We start from the raw sequence: 18,483 nt of genomic DNA, 5'->3' as shown, positions 1-18,483 counted from the left end.
TTTTAGATTTTTTTAATTGCATTAGATTTTAAATATAAAAATATACCCAAAAATAGTGCAATTTCTTCATCTGGATTGTATAATCCAACTATAATCAGCGAGGAAAATATTAGATATACAGCAGTAGCAGAAACAAGATTTCTAAATGTTCTTACTTTAATTGATTTTGTTTTAATATAACTTTGATAATATAAAAAAAATAAAAAATATAAATACGTTAAAAGCCCTAAAATACCTGTTTTATAGAGTATGTAAACATAACCATTATGCAGTATTGGAATGTACCTAATATTACCTTCTTTACTGAGTGGAGCTGGAAATTTTAAATCAACTAAAGCACCAAAACCTTTTCCATTTATATAGGTAGAAGGTTTTTCGTTAAGACCCTGTATTGCACAGTAAGCCTCATAAGCTCTCCAGTGATCCCAAAGTTGAGCATGATTCTTTAAATTTAGTTTTGGAGAAAATATTTCACTTGGGGCTACTTTTAATTTATATAAGAAAGTCTCTAAAGTACCCCCTTTTCTACTAATATTTGCGTTGAATAAATATATATAAAGAGAGCTAAAAAAGATAATAAGTAATGTTAAATACTTCAACCCTTTTTTATTTAATTTTAAATAGTTTAAAAAACCTAATATCAGAAATAATAACCCCAGAAACATAGTTCTAGAGAAATATAAAATAAATGAAATTGATAGAATAAATAGTAATGAGTTGGTTTTTGATTTACTGAATAATTTGAAATATGTTATTCTCCTTGACAATATTAATAATGCAATAGCAAATATGATAACAATATTAGAAAGACCATTTGTGTTTCTAATACTTGAAACACTAAGATTTGAATAATCAGTAAAAATTATTGTGTGACTAATATGATATACAGCATAAAAAACACCTAAATATATTATTGTTTTAAAAATAGTTTTCCAATCTACAATACTTCTAGCTACAAAATATCCTGTAAGTATTAAAATAACTGGTTTAGAAAAATATATTAAATCTCGAATTAAATCATAAGTATCTGGTTTATTAAAAACTGCCGTAAAAACACCAATTACAATTAGTAGGATAGGAAGAAATAATAATTCAAAGTCTTGTTTAAAAAACTTTCCTTTGTTTATTAAAATTAAAAAAAAAGCAAAAAGAGATAAAATAATAGTATTAACCTCAATAGAAGAAATTACCCTTTGTGCAAAAAAAGATAAAATAAGCAATATGACCCATAAATTTTTCTTTGAAACTCTCAAAATGAATAATATAAATCTTTAAATTTAACGATGTAGCTATTTAAAGAAAAAATTGACTTTGCTCTTTTTTCTCCTTCTTCACCAAAACTATTCATTAAATTTTTATTTTTAATAATGGTATCTAATAATTTTTTTAAATCACTAACGTCATTTGGTTTAAATAAAAATCCGGTTTTATTATCTAAAACTATTTCTTTTAATCCTCCATGATTTGCAGCTATGACTGCTTTTCTTGATAACATTCCTTCAAGAGCAACTAATCCAAAAGGTTCAGGATCTGTAGTAGGTACTGCAACAATATCTAAACAGTCATAATATTTCCAAATATCTTTTTGAAAATCAATTATTTTAACAATGTTTGATAGATTTCTTTTTTTAATTTCTTCATTTAAATGATCTAATAAAAATTTTTGTTCAACAGTAGTTGACCCAATGAACAATAAATAAATATTTTCTAAATGTTCTTTTTTTAGTTTTTCAAAGGTCTCTAGTAATAAAAATTGCCCTTTATGTTTATTTATTCTTCCAACTAAACCTATAATAATAGACGAATCGTTAATTAAATCGAATAATCGTTCTCTAATTAACTTTCTTTCTTTTGGTTTTAAAAAAGATTTGTTTCTTTCTAATCCATTATGAATTACTAAAGACTTTTTATTTAGTTTAGGATTAATCTTCAACATTTGATTTTGTGAAGCAATTGAATTAAACACAACTTTATCAGAAAAAATATTTACTAAATAAGGATATACTTTTGCAACAATCTTTGGGTGTTTGATAATTTCATGAACATGCCAAATATGCTTTATTTTATGTTTTCTACTATAAAAAGCTCCAAGAAATACTGCTAATGTATTAGAATGAATAATATCTATTTTATGATTTCCTAATACTTTTTTTAAATTTCGAACAGATTTAAAAATATGAAAAGGAAGTTTAAGAATTCCTGATATCGTAAATAATTGTCTAGATATTTTTACAACAGGAGAGATAAAATATTCAATATCTATTTTTTTTAATTCTTCAACCAGTGGGCCATTTTCTGGAATGATGACTATTGGTTTCATTTCTTCTTTGACAGCATTTACTAAATATAAAAGTGTTTTGTCTGAACCATATAAATCTGCAGATTGATGAATAAAGAGTATTGTTCTCATTTTCTACAAATATTTAATAATTTTTGCTGGTACACCACCTATTACAACATTATCTGGAAACACTCCTTTTACTACAGCTCCAGCAGCAACTACAGAATTATTACCAATTTTACAACCATCTAAAAATGTTGCTTTTGCACCTACCCATAAATTATTACCCAATATTATTCCTTCTGATGTAACACCTTGCTCTCTTATCTTCTTGTTATGATTTTTAAAGTTATGATTTTCTGAATGAAAACTTATATACGAACCCATAATCACATCTTCTCCTATTATTATACCTCCAGAGGCTCCAAATTCAGTAAACCTTCCAACTCCACTATTATCTCCAATTTTTAATCCTTTACCCATTTTGGACATATGACTTGTGCATGAAACACTAGAAAATGCTCCTATTTTTACATTATTTCCAAGTTTAACACCGTTAATTGCATAACCATCGATAAAGCAACTATTTTCAATGGTCACATTGCTTCCAAAATGTATGTTTTTTTTATTTAAAAAAACAACTTTTTTCCCAACAAAAACTTTCTTCCTTAATTTTATAAAACCTTTTAGTAACATAGAAACCCTGTTTACCAAAGAGTAAATTAATAAAGAGTTAGGTATTTTATCATCGAGAGTATAATTTTTTCCTCTTTTTTTTAGTTGATTCTGGTAGAATTCTTTTATCATATAATTTATTGTGAAATCATTTTTTTTACTCTAGAAAGATAGTATTTAATAATACTAATATAAAAATCTAAAAAAGCAGTTCTTTTATTTATAGCTGCTACATAAATTCTAGCTTTTCTTACTTCTTTAAAAGCCTTTATTACATTTTTATTACTAATTCCACCATCTTTCATTAAAGCTGTAAATTCATCAAAAAATAATGTTTTTAAATTATGTTTTGCTCTTAAAAGCATTTCATAGTCTCCAGCAATCTTATAATTTTCATTAAAAATACCATATTTACTAAAATAATTTTTATTATGAAAAGACCCAACATGAGCAATTTTCATTTGTCTTTTAAAATCATTCCACTTCCACCTATCAGATACAACAAAAATTTCTTTATTATCTTTCATCAATTTTACTTTAGAATGGATAAAATCTATATCTCTATTTCGTATTGCTAAATTTGCATACTTCTTTAATACACCTTCTAAATATATATCATCTGAACCTAGAAAAGAAATCCAACTACCTGATGCAAGTTTTAACCCTTTATTCCAAGCATTGTAAATTCCTGTATCATTTTCGCTTATCCAATAATAAGGTATCTTTTTTTGGCTAAAAATAGATTCATATTTTTTAATAATTTGTAATGTTTTATCATTTGATTTTCCATCAATAAGAATGTATTCAAAATTTGTGTAATTTTGATTTAATAAAGATTCAATAGTTTCCTCTAATGTTAATTCACTATTAAAAGTTGCAGTTATAATACTTAATAACGGAATATTCATTACATTAAAATATAACAGAGGATTAATTTTTAACAATGTAAAAAGACCCAGGTTCTCTATCTTTTGTTAATCTAGGGCATTTTAACAAAATTTCATCAAAATAATTATTTTTTAGAAAGTTAACAGCTCCTATTATTCTCCAACTTTCATTATTACACAAGAAGGCTTCTAATAAATATTGTTCGTTCCAAAGTTTATACTCTTTAAAAACCCATTCGTCTAGATAATCTCTTGGAGTAAATATATCGTGTACATGAACAATAACTCCTTTATTAAGTATGGGTAGTATTTCTAAAAATTCATACAATACATCTCCTTGAGGTTTTATTATATGAGAAGAATCTATAAATAAAATATCATTTTTATCTAAAGCCTTAAAAAAGTTGATATTTATATTTTCTACTTTATCTCTTATAATTTTTATTCCTAATTTCTCAAGCCATGGCATTTCATAAGGTTCTATACAAGTGTGCAAACAAGTATAATTTGGATTTTCTTGTTGGTTTTTTAAAATAGCTTTTCGAGCCATTTTAGTTGAATGACCAGAACCAATCTCAATAATTTTATTTGGTTTTTTATGTCTTATTATATTATACCAATATTCAGCATCTCCAGAACAAAAAGAACCATTCTTAAAATGAAAAGTTAACTCATTTTCATAATTAGTGGGAACATTTTTAAATTCTTGAGAGTAATTGAAAGAATTTAAAAGTTTTAATTGTTCATCTACATTAAAGTTAATAGCTGGTAAATCTCTAGCTTGTTCTAATGGCTTTTTAAGATCTTTTTTGTGTAAAAAAGGGTCATAATAATGGTCAATTATTGGTAATACCCCTATATTAAGTAGAATTCTCCTAGAATATTTAAATTTATGAAGCCCTATTTTTCTCAAAAATTTTAATAAGAAAGCAGAAAAAACTACAAACGGTAGTAATATTAAATCTAAAATTTTACCAGCTATAATGAGCATTATATATTTTTAAATGTTATAAAAAAAAAGTAAATAAAAATCTAAAAATTTAATTACTAATATTTCTAAATTATCTTTCTATGTAATAACGTAAGAAGTATAAAGATAAGTTTATTTTCTAAAAAAAACACCATCAACTTGTAATAGCTTCCCTGTTTTTGAGTTGTAAAATCCGTTTTCTAAACTATGCAAAGAAAACCCTAAAGACTCAATATAAACTAACATTTCTGAGAATAAAGTTTCATTTTGATACAATTCTTCTATAGACATTTCTATTTGTATTCCTTTTATTTTTCGTAAAGTATTTTCTGCTCCTTCTAATACGTTTTTTTCAAAACCTTGCACATCAATTTTTAGTAAAACTGAATCTTGATCATCTACTACTTCATCAAAAATAGTATCTAGCTTTTTTATAATCACTTTTTCTGTTGAAACCACTTTAGATTCTGGAGCACTTTTTACATGATTTGGCATTATTTTTAATAAAGAAGTACTGTATGTATTTTCAGAAATATTAATATCTAACTCTACATCTTTATTTCCAAGTCCAAAATTAAAAGCTTCCCAATTTGTTTTCTTTGAAGAGTTTTTTAGTAATTTTTTATAAATACTTGGTACTGGTTCAAATGATAATATTTTTCCAGAAAAACCTAAATCAAATATTTGTTGGGCATATTGTCCACTATTTGCACCAACATCAAGAATTTTGTTTATTCCATTTGTTTTTATGAGTAGTATTCTTCTTCTAAAATCTTCTCTTGGATAAATCTTTAAATCTAGTTTTAAGGGATTTAATACTGCTCTAATAACTTGAATTAATTTCATTTACTTTTTAACAATTTATAGGTTTGGAAAGGTAGTATTAATGCTATACTTATAAGGCTACATATAGTTCCCAAAACAACACCACTATTACCTAAATTTAAATTTTGTACAAAATAATAAGATAAAGGAATGTTTATAATTGCTCCAAAAACATATAACCACATTTGTAGTTTTATAACACCTATTGCATTTAAAAATTGAGTGTAAATAACGCTATAAACTCTTATTAATACAAAAATTGATGTAAAAAAAATCAATTCTTTTGAAATATCTAAATTTCTTTGTAGCCATACTTTTATAAAATAATCTGAAAATAAAAATAGTAATAATACTATTAAACAAAAAGGTACAAAAAGGTAATTTAACCTTTTTATTGTTTTCTTAATCCAGATAAAATCATTTTTTTTATATGCATCAGTATAAAGAGCCCAAAAGGGATCTTGAAAAATTACAGATAGCGTTATTAATAACGTAAATAACTTATAAACCACATCATAACTTGTTACCTCTTCAGGACCTAAAGAATTGCTTATTATTAAATTATCTGTTGATAAAATAACAATTAATGAAAGTTGTATAATGAAAAAATTTATACTTAAACCCATTAGCTCCTTCACTTTACTTTTTTTAAAATCTGATAAAGAAGGAATTAAGTCTGGATTTTCTTTAAAAAAAAGTGTAGTGAAAACTAGCGCTATTAAAATGTTTGAGATACCATATACTAAAGCTATAAATAAAAGATTACTTGGGAAATAATATAATAGGCAAACTACAGAACTAAAAATTATAATTTGACAAAGTAGCATTGACAACTCTATTTTTGCTGCCTCATGCTTTGCGTAAAAGAAAGATTTGTAAAGGTTTAAAACAAAACCTATTGTAATCATTATTACAGTTAGTGAAAAAATTAACTTTAATTCTGAATTCTCTAAGCTTGTATTTAAAAAGGTTTTTAGATTTAAAAAAAAAGTTGCTAATCCTAATAAAAAAAATATGATTAATGAAGTTGAAGCTACAATTACATATGATGTTGCTATATATGATTTTGATAATTGGAGATCATTTACACTTATAGCACTTGCCAACTTCGTTTTCAAACCATTTCCTATACCTCCATCCATAGAAAAGACAATATTAACAACAGAAAATATAGTTACCCATATACCATATTTTTCTTCTTCTAAATAATTTAGTATTAGAGGTATGTTAACAAATACAATACCAATATTAATAGTCTTATATATAAGTCCTAAAGAAATATTTTTAAAAAGTATTTTATTTCTGTCCACTAATATATCAGGTTTTTACAGTTATAAAGCAAAATTTTTATTTAAAGAGATTAGAGCAACATCTCAAATAGTGGTAACTCTTTATCTTTATCAGATAAAATAATATCATCATCAATCTTCCAATCAATATTCAAATCTTTGTCATTGTAAATTACACCATATTCGAAGTCTTTATTATAATAATTATCACATTTATAAGCAAAAATTGTATTGTCTTCTATAGTAGAAAAACCATGTAAAAATCCTTTGGGTACAAATAATTGTGTGTTATTTTCTTCTGATAATTCTATAGAGAAATATTTGCCATAAGTTAAAGAACCCTTTCTTACATCTACAGCAACATCTAGCACTCTACCTTTTATAACTCGCACCAATTTTGCTTGAGCATAAGGTTCTCTTTGCATATGCAGAGCTCTTATTACCCCTTTTTTAGAAAATGATTGATTGTCTTGTACAAAATTTATTTTTTGACCAATCGCTTTTTCAAATTTTTGATGATTAAAACTCTCAAAAAAACAACCTCTATTGTCTTTATAAATTAATGGCTCTATTATAAAACAACCTTTTAAAAAAGTTTCGGTTACCTTCATAAAATATTTATTGTGTTTTTTCCATAACCACTTTTTAAGAGTGGTTGCAATTTTCTTTGTAATTCTTCTTTAGTAATAAACCCAGCCCTATAAGCTGTTTCTTCAATAGCACCCACTTTTAATCCTTGACGCTCTTCAATTACTTGTACAAATTGACTCGCCTGCATTAAAGAATCAAATGTACCAGTGTCTAACCAAGCTGTTCCTCTGTCTAAAATACTTACTTGAAGTTTATTTTCTTGTAAATAGGCTTTATTAATATCCGTAATTTCTAATTCTCCTCTTTTACTTGGTTGTATTTTTTTAGCTTTTTTAATAACAGTATTATCATAAAAATAGATTCCTGGAATTGCAAAATTAGATTTTGGTTGCGTTGGTTTTTCTTCAATAGAAATTACTTTTTGATACTCATCAAACTCAACTACTCCATATCTTTCTGGATCGTTTACGTGATATGCATAAACTATTCCTCCTATCGGGTTTGTATTTTTTTTGAGTAATTTTGATAAGCCTGAACCATAAAAAATATTATCGCCTAAAATTAAAGCAACTTTATCATCTCTAATAAAACTCTCTCCAATTAAAAATGCTTCTGCTAGACCATTTGGATTTTCTTGAACAGCGTATTCGAACTTACATCCGATTTGACAACCATTCCCTAATAGGTTTTGAAACAAAGGTAAATCCCTTGATGTAGAAATAATAAGAATTTCATTAATACCTGCAGAGATTAAAGTTGATAAAGGATAATAAATCATGGGTTTGTCATAGACAGGCATTAATTGCTTACTTACTGAAATGGTAAGTGGATGTAATCTTGTTCCTGAGCCTCCAGCTAAAACTATTCCTTTCATAAATCTATTTTTTTTAAATACCAATTAATAGTTTTTCGGATTCCTGTTTCAAAATTTTCTGAAGCTTTCCAACTTAATTCACTTTCTATTTTTGAAGCATCTATTGCATATCTAAAATCATGACCTGATCTATCTTTTACAAAATTAATTTGAGATGCATAAGGTGTTTCTTGAGGAAGAATTTCATCTAAAATCTCGCAAATTTTATTTGCTATATACAAATTGTTTCTTTCATTTTTACCTCCTATATTATAAGTTTCCCCTGATACACCTTCTTTAAAAGCTAATTCTATACCTTTACAATGATCTAGAACATATAACCAGTCTCTTATATTTTTCCCATCTCCATAGATAGGGATGTTTTCTCCATACAATGCTTTTCTTATAATGGTTGGTATTAATTTTTCATCATGCTGATGTGGACCATAATTATTTGAACAATTTGTAGTAACTACATTCAATCCATAGGTATGATAATAACTCCTTACCAAGAAATCAGAAGATGCTTTTGAGGCACTATAAGGACTATTAGGAGAATAAGCGGTCTTTTCAGTGAATAAACCTTCCTTTCCTAAAGTTCCATAAACCTCATCTGTTGAAATATGCAAAAACCTAGCATTTTTAAATTCTTTTTTAATCTTAAAACTTTTATCTAACCAATATTGTTTTGCTACATCAAGTAAATTGAATGTTCCAAAAATATTTGTTTTTACAAAAGTGTCAGGGTTTTTAATGGAATTATCTACATGAGATTCAGCAGCAAAGTGAATTATTCCTTGAAAATCGTATTTTTTGAATAGTTTTTCTAATAATTCTCTATCACAAATGTCTCCTTTGTAAAAAGAATATCTTTCGTTATTTTCGACACCTTCTAGATAGGCTATATCCCCAGCATAAGTGAGTAAATCCAAATTAACAATATTATAGTTTATATTATTGTTTAAAAAATGAATAATAAAATTAGAGCCTATAAAACCTGCTCCTCCAGTAATAAGAATATTTTTCATCCTTATTATTTATTGTAGTTGTCTAAAAACTTATTTAACTTTACTAATAATAAAAATGCAATCATTAATCCAGCGCTTAATAAGGCTAATAAGAAGGCATAATTTTTTGTTACTCCTTGTATTTTTTTTCCTACGGGCGAAAATTCTGAGATAATATTAATCACTTCATATTTTTCAGATTTATCTTCAGCAATTCTTTTTAAATCATTGTTTATCTTTCTATTAGTTTCAAATAACTCCAATTCTTTAGTTGTTCTTTTTTCTCCTCCTAAGTCTATATTTGTTCCATTAGATAGTTTCTTTGCCTCATCTAGCATTACCTGCATATATACATTTCTTAAAGAATCTAGTTGACTTAAGTTTTGACGATACAATGAATCTGTTCGATTTAAGTTCTCATTAGTCAATTCTTTTAATCTACTAAAATATTTGTTATTTACAATTGATGAAATAATAACATCATCAAGTTTATCAAAAACATCATTTTTTTCAGCTTCTACTATAATTCTATGAATTTTATAGTCAAATTCTGTAAATGAGTTTTTGAAGTCTTCATATTCATAACTTCTAATGGTAAGTGTATCAATCTCAAGAATTAATTCATCGTAGGCAACTATAATATCATTATCTAATTTGACAGGACCAATTTTAAAACTTTTTAATGAAGAGGCATAAGCTGAATCTAGATTAAATACTCTTTGTAAACCTAAAATATCTCTTTGTTTTACTAAATCATTATAAAAATTTACGTTATCGTATAATTGTCTAGTGCTTTTGAAATTCGGTTCTACTAACAATTCAGATTCGTAAGTTGTAGGTTTTGTTGTTTCTAAAAAAATACCTGCAACCAATCCCACTAAACCTGCTATTACTATTTTTATAGCATTGCTTTTTAGAAATATAAGGATTAATATAAAAAAGTCAAAAATACTTTTAAAAATACTTCCAATAAAATTGAAAAAATTAGTAAATCCTTTACCTATTATCTTAAACAGAGACCCTAAATCTACCTCTTCTTCGTTATTATTCTGTTGGTTTGTTGACATTTTTATCTTTGATTATAAATCAATATTATTTAAAAAATTTGTTCTAGTATTCTTTGAGTTATAGCATAAGTAGGTGTTACACCTGTCATTCCTAATCCTCCTGAAGCTAGAGTTGCTCCTGTTTCTAATGGATTATCAGACGCATAATATGCATAACGCACTTTTACATCTTCAGAAATATTACCTCTAATTTTTGATGCAGATTGTATCGCTTTCTGATAATGAGCACCTTCCATTTCTAAACCTATTACATTCCAAGTAGAATCATGGAAAAATTTTAATAATTCTTTATTTTGTAAAGAGGTTCCTAAAACTGAAACCATACTTCCATCAAAAACTTGCACCCCAAAACCTTCTAAATCTTCTTTTGATAATTCATTTTTAAAAGGGTAATTATCGGCTGTACCTTCAAAAATATGTGCATTTGGTATCATTATATCTCCTTTACCTCCTTCTAGAATTCCGGCTTTACCCATTATTGAAACTGACTTTACATCTATATGTATGGTTTCATTATTTGCTTTATAAGGCTTCAATAATTCATCCATAGTTTCATAAGCCTGCTCACCGAAAGCATAATCCATAACTAAAATTACTGGATTTTCTTCAAAAGAGTTCTTCTTTTGAAACGTTGAAAATTCCCAATTTATTTTATCGGTATCTATTATTTGTACATTTATATTTGTACCTGATGTATCTTTAACATAAATAAGTCCATTTTCTGAAGCATAACTTTTTACTTTTTTCTGTAATGGTTTACTATCAGCATTACTTAATAATTGAAATAATTCAAATCCCTCATTTTCATCTGCTTCTTTTTGTAATGCACCTTTTGCATAGATAGAATTTAGTACACTATGCATATTTGCACTAATTATATGAATGGGTCTTTGTAAAAGGTTGTATTTATCTAAAATATTCTTAATGTCATTAGCCCATATTTCTCCATAAATATGATGTCCAATTTCTTCTATTAAAACTGAACTAAACGTAATAGTTCTTTTATTGCCACTTATCTCTTCATTTATTGCTAATTTGCCTAGCCAATATATTAAATTAAAAAATCTATGAGGTTTTTCTTCAGATTCGAAAATCTTATAGATATTTACCACCTCATCAAAAGTTCTACCTAAAATATTACCTAAATGCACTAAAAGCACCTCTTTTTGTTGTTCAGATATTTTTTTCTGATGAATAACAATATCTTCTAACAGCTTCCATTCACGAGTAAAATCTTCTCCATCATTTAATGTTACTCTTTCTTGTATTTTGTGAGATTCAATAAATAGGAATGTTAAATGAGTAAGAATATCATAGATTTCAGATCTACCTCTTGTAATTTCGATATTCATTTGATCTTTATCAATTCTATAGCAGTTTCTTCTTCTTTTTGGAGGAATTATAGGCGTAAAATGAGAGTTTTTATAGCCTTCATCTGCGGTTAGATTAATAAATTGGCATTCTTCTATACCTTCAGGAAGACGCTCTATAACATATACCAAACCATCAAGTTCTGTTCTGTCTTCTGCAATAGAACCATATATTTCTGGTCTTAATAATAAAAGTGATTTTCGTAAAGTTTCACCAGAAACACCCATAGGTTTATAAAAACCTCTACTAAATAAATGACGCATAGAAATGTATAATTTTTCTATGGCATTTGTAGATTCTTGAGCTCTTGTTCTTTCTATATTCTTACCTTGTTGCATGTAGATTTTTGAAAAGCAAATATAAAATTATTTACCTGATAATATACTTAAATATTTATCTTGATTATTCAATAAACTCAAGGCCTCTTTTATTGCTCTATCAGTACTTAAATTATTTTTGTATGTACCTTCTTTGTAATTATACCTTGATAAGATTTCATCTTCAATTTTTTCACTAATTATATCCTTATTTTTAATGATACTTCCTATCTTCTCTTCAAATAAAATATCTTTAATCTTTTCGTATTCTTTAGTAATATTAGTATTGTCTGCTTTATCGTATGCTTCTTTAAATAATCGTTCTTGTTTTGTTACAAAAGTGGTGTCTTTTTTTAAATATTTTAAAAATTCTTTAAAATTAGAATTTGTAAATTCAAATTTTTCTGCATCTGCTAAATTTTGATTTTTATAATAAAAATTGGTTGTAAAATTAAATATAGCTTTTGAGTTCAATAATACTTTTGTTTCTTCAGTTTTTTCAGAAACATTTAACTTCACGTCAGGTAAAATTCCACCTCCATCAAAAACTATTCTTCCATTTTGAGTTTTAAATTCATTAACTCCAGCATCAGAAAATTTAGGTACTTTGCCAGTTTTATTATCTCTATTTGTATAATCTAGCTCTTGTATACATCTTCCACTTGGTGTGTAGTATTTAGAAATTGTCAACTTTAACTGCGTTCCATAAGTCAATGCTTTTTGACGTTGAACCAGTCCTTTCCCAAAAGAGCGTTCTCCTAAAATTATAGCTCTATCATAATCTTGTAAAGCACCACTAACAATTTCTGATGCTGATGCAGAACTGCCATTAATTAAAACTACAATTGGTATTTCTAAATCTAAAGGTTTATTTGTACTTTTATAGCTATTACTCCACTTTTTTATTTTTGCTTTTGTAGATACAATCGTTTTTCCTTTAGGTAAAAAAAAGTTAGAAATTCTTATTGACTCCATCAAAGAACCTCCTAGATTATTACGTAAATCGAAAACCAGTTTCTTCATTCCCGCTTTTTTTAGTTTTCTAAATGCTTTTTTTACTTCTGACGATGCCTTATTATTGAATCGAGTTAAAGTGATATAACCTGTTTCTTCATCAATCATTTCTGCAAAAGGTACAGGGTTTACAACAACTTTTTCACGAGTCAATTCTTTGTTAATGATACTTCCTTGGCGTTCAATAGTAATAGAAACTTTACTATTAGGAGTGCCTTTAAGCATCATAGATAGTTGATCTCTCTGCATATTTTTTATAGATTGCCCATCAACTTTAATAATAAGATCACCAGCTTTTAATTTCGCTTTATCTGCTGAAAAACCTTTATAAATCTCTCTAATTTGAATACCTTCTTTTGTATAGTATACAGAGATTCCTAAACCTCCATATTCTCCTTCTCTTCTAATTCTTGCATCTTCTACATCTTGTTCATTGTAAAAATTTGTATAAGGATCTAAAGTTTTGAGTGTATTTTTAATTGCTTTGTCTGTTAAATCTGCAGGGTTTATTTCATCTACATAATACATATTTAGCTCTTTAAAAAGAGAGTTATAAATCTCTATCTGTTTGGCAACTTCAAAAAAATTAGATTTATATGAATAGGATAAAAAAGCAAACCCTATGATTAAAATTAGAAATCCTTTTTTATTGATTTTAATGTTTCTCATCATTTAATTTTTTATTTTAGAAATAAATAATTCTAATAATTTGTTCATTTTACTGTACAGCTCTTTGTAAGATAATTCTTCTCTACCAATATACGAAATCATAAAAACATGAGGTTGCTCTAAATTACTATAAACCATTTCTTTTTGCAAACGATAACACTCACGCATTACTCTCTTAATACGATTTCTATCTACTGCTCTTTTAAAGTTTCTTTTTGGAACCGAAAAACCTGCTTGAGCAGGGAATTCTGAAGTATGACTTTTTTGAAGATACACTAATCTAAAAGGAAAAGTTTTCACTGATTTTCCTTCTTTATATAAACTCTCAATGAGTTTTCTGCTCTTTAGCCTTTCGTTTTTACCCAGAGTAAACTTCATAAAACAAATGTAGGGAACTTACTTTTTACTAAAGTAACTAACTAAAAAATTCTTATTATTTTAAACAATACTTTATTGTAAAATTTTTCACTTATTCTCCAAACAAGTAAATATTTATAAAGTTACATCATTAATAAGTAGTTAAAGCAACCATTTAGGGTAGTTTTAACAACAAATTATTAAGAAAGATATTTCTATATAGTATTTTTAGAAAGTTATTTTAAAATAATCAAAAAGTATAATATATTGTTTTAATTTAAACAATTATATTTAATTTTGTTTTAATTTAAACTTTAAGTTTTAAAATTTATGAAACCAGATTTATTCCAAGCTCCTGATTATTATAATATTGATGATTTATTAACCGATGAACATAAGTTAGTTCGTGAAGCTGCAAGAGATTGGGTAAAACGTGATGTTTCTCCAATTATTGAAGAATATGCTCAAAAAGCAGAATTTCCAACCCAAATTGTTTCTGGTTTAGCAGAAATTGGTGCTTTTGGTCCATATATTCCTGAACAATATGGAGGTGCTGGTTTAGATCAAATTTCTTATGGTTTGATAATGCAAGAAATAGAACGTGGAGATTCTGGAGTACGTTCCACAGCTTCTGTGCAATCTTCTTTAGTAATGTATCCAATTTTCACCTATGGAAATGAAGCACAACGTAAAAAATATTTGCCAAAATTGGCTTCTGGAGAATGGATGGGAAGTTTTGGTTTAACAGAGCCAAATCATGGGTCTAATCCTGGAGGAATGGAAACTAACTTTAGAGATATGGGCAATCATTATTTACTGAATGGTGCCAAAATGTGGATTTCTAATGCACCTTTTTGTAATGTTGCTGTGGTTTGGGCAAAAAATGAAGAAGGTAGAATTCATGGTTTAATTGTAGAACGTGGAATGGAAGGCTTTTCTACACCAGAAACGCATAATAAATGGTCTTTACGTGCTTCATCAACTGGAGAATTAATCTTTGATAATGTAAAAGTGCCTAAAGAAAATTTATTACCTAACAAATCTGGTTTAGGTGCACCTTTAGGTTGTTTAGATTCTGCCAGATATGGAATTTCTTGGGGTGCAATTGGTGCTGCAATGGATTGTTATGACACAGCCTTACGTTATTCTAAAGAACGTGAACAGTTTGGCAGACCAATTGGTCAATTTCAATTACAACAAAAAAAATTAGCTGAAATGATTACTGAAATCACCAAGGCTCAATTATTGGCTTGGAGATTGGGTAATTTAAAAAATGAAGGCAAAGCTACTTCTGCACAAATTTCTATGGCAAAACGTAATAATGTAGAAATGGCATTAAAAATAGCCAGAGAGTCTAGGCAAATATTGGGTGGAATGGGTATTTCTGGTGAATATTCTATTATGCGTCATATGATGAATTTAGAAAGCGTAATAACTTATGAAGGCACACATGACATTCATTTACTCATTACAGGTTTAGATGTTACTGGACTTAATGCTTTTAAATAGCATGAAGTATTTCTGGATTTACTTTTTAACATTTCTATCCTTACTATCTTGTGGAACTTCAAATGAAATAGTACAAGAAATAACTAAAGACGAAACTATAGATATTGTAAACCCACAAAACCCTATTAAAATTCTATCATTAGGTGATAGTTATACTATAGGGCAAAATGTGTGTGATAACTGTAAATTTCCCAGTCAACTTAAAGATTCAATTATCAAAAAGACTGGTAATCAAGAAATTTATTTAAAAGTAATTGCAAAAACAGGATGGACAACCACGAACTTAATTAAAGCTATTGATGATGAAAATTTAAATTCTGATTATAATATAGTTACTCTTTTGATTGGAGTTAATAATCAATATCAACATAAAGATTTTTCAATTTACGAAAGAGAATTTCCAGAATTGGTAAATACTGCAATTTCTAAAGTTAATAATAGAAGTGACCGATTAATAGTTTTGTCAATACCAGATTATGCATTTACTCCTTTTGGTAATGGAAATACAGAAATTTCTGAAGATATTAACAGGTACAATACTTTTGCCGAAAATTTTTGTGCACAAAATAATATCACATATCTAAATATTACTGATATTACCAGACAAGGTTTAGCAAATACAAATTTAGTTGCAAACGATGGTTTACATCCTTCTGAAAAAGCTTACACTAAATTTGTAGAAAGACTTTTACCATTAGCTTTAGAGAAGCTTAACCTCTAATAATGGTAAAATTATCAATAAGACACATTAAAACTACCTTCTGTAATAGAAAAATTTGGAGTTGAACTTGTTGCAGGACTTGCATCAAACTGAAAAGTACCAGAAATTAATCTTGCAATTTTATTATGTGATGTAATTCTGATTTTGCCATCAGCTAAATAAATAGCACTTCCCACATTATATTGTCCTGTTGGGTATGTTTGACTTATAAAACTGCCAAAATCATATTCCCCAACATCAATATCAGATTCTAAATTAATACTAATAGTTTCTGATAAACTTTTATTAGCATTAATTAAAATTAGCTCTTTACTACCAACAGTAACTAAATTAGTAAAAAGGCTTTCTTCTTGATACTCAATACCATCAACTTTAGCAGAGAAATTATCATCTGAAATAGATGTTATACTTTGAGGTATATTTACAAAAGTACCTTGTGTAAAAGCTCTCGAACTTCCAGTTGAAATATTATTTCCGATAAAATTGAAAGTTCCAGAAACTGTATTATTTATTAAATCAATATCAGTAAATACAATTGTGCCTCTACTTGATGTTTGATTACTTGTAGACCAAACATTAGCAGAAACAGGGTTGTTTTCAATAAAAGAGGCGACTGTATTTGTGCCTTGAAAACTAAAATTACCAACATCAAAATTATCTACCTTTAATGTAAAAATTTCGTTTGTATTTGGTTTTATGGCATTTATAAAAATATTGTTACCATCTCTAACGAAACTTGCTTCTTGAGTTGAATATAATTGACCATCAATAATTACTTCAAAAGTACCTTTAGTGATAGTAGGTGTTGGGAAAAAAATACCATTTTCTTCACACGATGTAAATGTGAAAAACAAATAAATGATAAAAAATAAACAAAAAGTATTCTTCATAACTTATACCTAAACAACAAAAGTAAAGATTTATTATTTTATGACTTATAAAAACGAACTGTATATTCTTATTTTATGAAGCTGTATTCAATAAAATTTTTGGACATCTTTTACAATTGATGCCCTTTCTTTTGTACTTATTACAGCATTTGTTTTTTGGTTTTATACAATAAGAAGAACAAATTGAATCGCAAATTGATTCATTTTCAAATTTATTTAATGGTTTCTTCTCTGTATAAAAAACAATCATTTTGTAGTTTTATACTGCAAAGATAATTGTTTATTTAGAATAAATAAAAATAATTAATTGTTAAAATTTAATCAATTGTATAAACAACTCTTTTCCTTCTCTACTTTTTATTGAGTTGTAACATTTTTCGAAAGTTTTTATATAAAAAAGGTCTTTAAAATATGTTAAATACTCTTTTTTAGAACCTCCAAAAGGTGGACGATTATCATACAAAGGCACATTAAACAACAAACCAACCAATTTTCCTTTTGGTTTTAACAATTGATGCATTTTTAATGCATATTTTGTCCTCAAATTTGGATTGATTGCACAGAAAAAAGTTTGCTCAATTATCAAGTCAAAAGTAGTATTTATATCAAAAAAATTGCCTAAAATTAATTGTGATTTGGGGAAATCTGGAATTCTTTTACCAATATTTTCTAAAGCAGTTTTTGATAAATCATTCACAAAAATATTTGTAAACCCTTTGTTGAATAGATATTCAGCCTCATAAGAATTTCCTCCTCCAGGAATTAAGATTTTTAGATCTTTGTTTTTAAGTTGATTAAAATAATTTTTTAATGGTGGAGAAACTTCGCCTAAATCCCAACCAATATCGTTGTTTAGATATCTATCATCCCAAGCTTTATCTGATAAGTCTAAATTAAGCATTTGAAATTTTTTGTTTTAACTCATTTTTGGTTAATAAACCTGCTTGTTTCCAAACTTGTTTTCCGTTTTTGAAAAGCATAAAAGTAGGTACACCTCTCACTTGAAATTTTGTAGCGAAAGCTTTATTTTTATCAACATCTATTTTTATGATTGAAACTGCTTCTCCCAATTCGTCTTTTACTTGCTTTAAAATAGGACTCATTGTTTGGCAAGGGCCACACCAAGTTGCAAAAAAGTCAACTAAAACTGGCTTATCTTTATTGATAATTTCATCAAAACTGCTCATTTC

The 18,483-nt window shown here is 27.0% G+C and carries 19 protein-coding genes; 2 read left to right on the top strand and 17 right to left on the bottom strand.

The window, feature by feature from the left end; genetic code table 11:
* Positions 1-2: 2 nt before the first annotated feature.
* From BTO18_RS15060 to rnpA, 14 genes are all read right to left on the bottom strand, one after another.
* A complete protein-coding gene (locus tag BTO18_RS15060) occupies positions 3-1,220 on the bottom strand; it encodes a hypothetical protein (RefSeq protein ID WP_146106961.1) in 1,218 nt (405 codons plus the stop codon).
* A gap of 29 nt (positions 1,221-1,249) precedes the next feature.
* Positions 1,250-2,410, bottom strand: coding sequence for a glycosyltransferase family 4 protein (locus tag BTO18_RS15055; RefSeq protein WP_105017013.1), 1,161 nt, complete (start codon positions 2,408-2,410; stop codon positions 1,250-1,252).
* A gap of 3 nt (positions 2,411-2,413) precedes the next feature.
* Positions 2,414-3,088 (bottom strand): acyltransferase, encoded by a 675-nt coding sequence (locus tag BTO18_RS15050; RefSeq protein WP_105017012.1) that lies wholly within the window; start codon positions 3,086-3,088, stop codon positions 2,414-2,416.
* A gap of 5 nt (positions 3,089-3,093) precedes the next feature.
* Entirely contained in the window at positions 3,094-3,864 is a 771-nt protein-coding gene (locus BTO18_RS15045; RefSeq protein ID WP_146106960.1) for a glycosyltransferase family 2 protein, read from the bottom strand.
* Between the two features lie 22 nt (positions 3,865-3,886).
* The gene (locus BTO18_RS15040) at positions 3,887-4,834 is read right to left on the bottom strand and encodes a class I SAM-dependent methyltransferase (protein ID WP_105017010.1); all 948 of its coding nucleotides are present in this window, start codon (positions 4,832-4,834) and stop codon (positions 3,887-3,889) included.
* A 111-nt stretch (positions 4,835-4,945) separates the two neighbouring features.
* Positions 4,946-5,659 carry an FkbM family methyltransferase gene (locus BTO18_RS15035; RefSeq protein ID WP_105017009.1) on the bottom strand — a complete coding sequence of 238 codons (714 nt, stop codon included), beginning with the start codon at positions 5,657-5,659 and terminating at the stop codon, positions 4,946-4,948.
* Positions 5,656-6,948 (bottom strand): oligosaccharide flippase family protein, encoded by a 1,293-nt coding sequence (locus tag BTO18_RS15030; RefSeq protein ID WP_170063290.1) that lies wholly within the window; start codon positions 6,946-6,948, stop codon positions 5,656-5,658. The genes BTO18_RS15035 and BTO18_RS15030 overlap by 4 nt, the downstream gene beginning before the upstream one ends.
* Before the next feature lie 50 nt (positions 6,949-6,998).
* Positions 6,999-7,538: a dTDP-4-dehydrorhamnose 3,5-epimerase gene (gene rfbC, locus BTO18_RS15025; RefSeq protein WP_105017007.1), complete on the bottom strand. Its 540-nt coding sequence runs from the start codon at positions 7,536-7,538 to the stop codon at positions 6,999-7,001.
* Positions 7,535-8,392 carry a glucose-1-phosphate thymidylyltransferase RfbA gene (gene rfbA, locus BTO18_RS15020; RefSeq protein WP_105017603.1) on the bottom strand — a complete coding sequence of 286 codons (858 nt, stop codon included), beginning with the start codon at positions 8,390-8,392 and terminating at the stop codon, positions 7,535-7,537. The genes rfbC and rfbA overlap by 4 nt, the downstream gene beginning before the upstream one ends.
* On the bottom strand, positions 8,389-9,399 hold the full coding sequence (gene rfbB, locus BTO18_RS15015) for a dTDP-glucose 4,6-dehydratase (RefSeq protein WP_105017006.1): 1,011 nt from the start codon (positions 9,397-9,399) through the stop codon (positions 8,389-8,391). Before rfbB ends, rfbA begins: the two co-directional genes overlap by 4 nt.
* Before the next feature lie 5 nt (positions 9,400-9,404).
* Positions 9,405-10,445, bottom strand: coding sequence for a YveK family protein (locus BTO18_RS15010; protein WP_105017005.1), 1,041 nt, complete (start codon positions 10,443-10,445; stop codon positions 9,405-9,407).
* 29 nt (positions 10,446-10,474) lie between these two features.
* Positions 10,475-12,154: a DUF6909 family protein gene (locus BTO18_RS15005; protein WP_105017004.1), complete on the bottom strand. Its 1,680-nt coding sequence runs from the start codon at positions 12,152-12,154 to the stop codon at positions 10,475-10,477.
* A 27-nt stretch (positions 12,155-12,181) separates the two neighbouring features.
* The gene (locus BTO18_RS15000; RefSeq protein WP_105017602.1) at positions 12,182-13,816 is read right to left on the bottom strand and encodes a S41 family peptidase; all 1,635 of its coding nucleotides are present in this window, start codon (positions 13,814-13,816) and stop codon (positions 12,182-12,184) included.
* A gap of 3 nt (positions 13,817-13,819) precedes the next feature.
* Positions 13,820-14,194: a ribonuclease P protein component gene (gene rnpA, locus BTO18_RS14995; protein WP_105017003.1), complete on the bottom strand. Its 375-nt coding sequence runs from the start codon at positions 14,192-14,194 to the stop codon at positions 13,820-13,822.
* A gap of 309 nt (positions 14,195-14,503) precedes the next feature.
* Between rnpA and BTO18_RS14990 the strand changes: the two genes are divergently transcribed.
* Positions 14,504-15,682 (top strand): acyl-CoA dehydrogenase family protein, encoded by a 1,179-nt coding sequence (locus tag BTO18_RS14990; RefSeq protein WP_105017002.1) that lies wholly within the window; start codon positions 14,504-14,506, stop codon positions 15,680-15,682.
* Between the two features lies 1 nt (position 15,683).
* Positions 15,684-16,403: an SGNH/GDSL hydrolase family protein gene (locus BTO18_RS14985; protein WP_105017601.1), complete on the top strand. Its 720-nt coding sequence runs from the start codon at positions 15,684-15,686 to the stop codon at positions 16,401-16,403.
* 14 nt (positions 16,404-16,417) lie between these two features.
* Here BTO18_RS14985 and BTO18_RS14980 read toward each other — a convergent pair whose 3' ends face one another.
* The 3 genes from BTO18_RS14980 to trxA all read right to left on the bottom strand — a co-directional run bounded on the left by BTO18_RS14980 (position 16,418) and on the right by trxA (position 18,480).
* Entirely contained in the window at positions 16,418-17,293 is an 876-nt protein-coding gene (locus BTO18_RS14980) for a DUF6252 domain-containing protein (RefSeq protein ID WP_105017001.1), read from the bottom strand.
* 310 nt (positions 17,294-17,603) lie between these two features.
* Positions 17,604-18,194 (bottom strand): methyltransferase domain-containing protein, encoded by a 591-nt coding sequence (locus tag BTO18_RS14975; protein ID WP_105017000.1) that lies wholly within the window; start codon positions 18,192-18,194, stop codon positions 17,604-17,606.
* Positions 18,187-18,480 (bottom strand): thioredoxin, encoded by a 294-nt coding sequence (gene trxA, locus BTO18_RS14970; RefSeq protein ID WP_105016999.1) that lies wholly within the window; start codon positions 18,478-18,480, stop codon positions 18,187-18,189. Before trxA ends, BTO18_RS14975 begins: the two co-directional genes overlap by 8 nt.
* Positions 18,481-18,483 lie beyond the last annotated feature (3 nt).

Origin of the sequence: Polaribacter porphyrae (assembly GCF_002954685.1) — a bacterium.
GTDB lineage: Bacteria > Bacteroidota > Bacteroidia > Flavobacteriales > Flavobacteriaceae > Polaribacter > Polaribacter porphyrae.
This window is presented reverse-complemented; position numbering and strand designations above follow the sequence as displayed.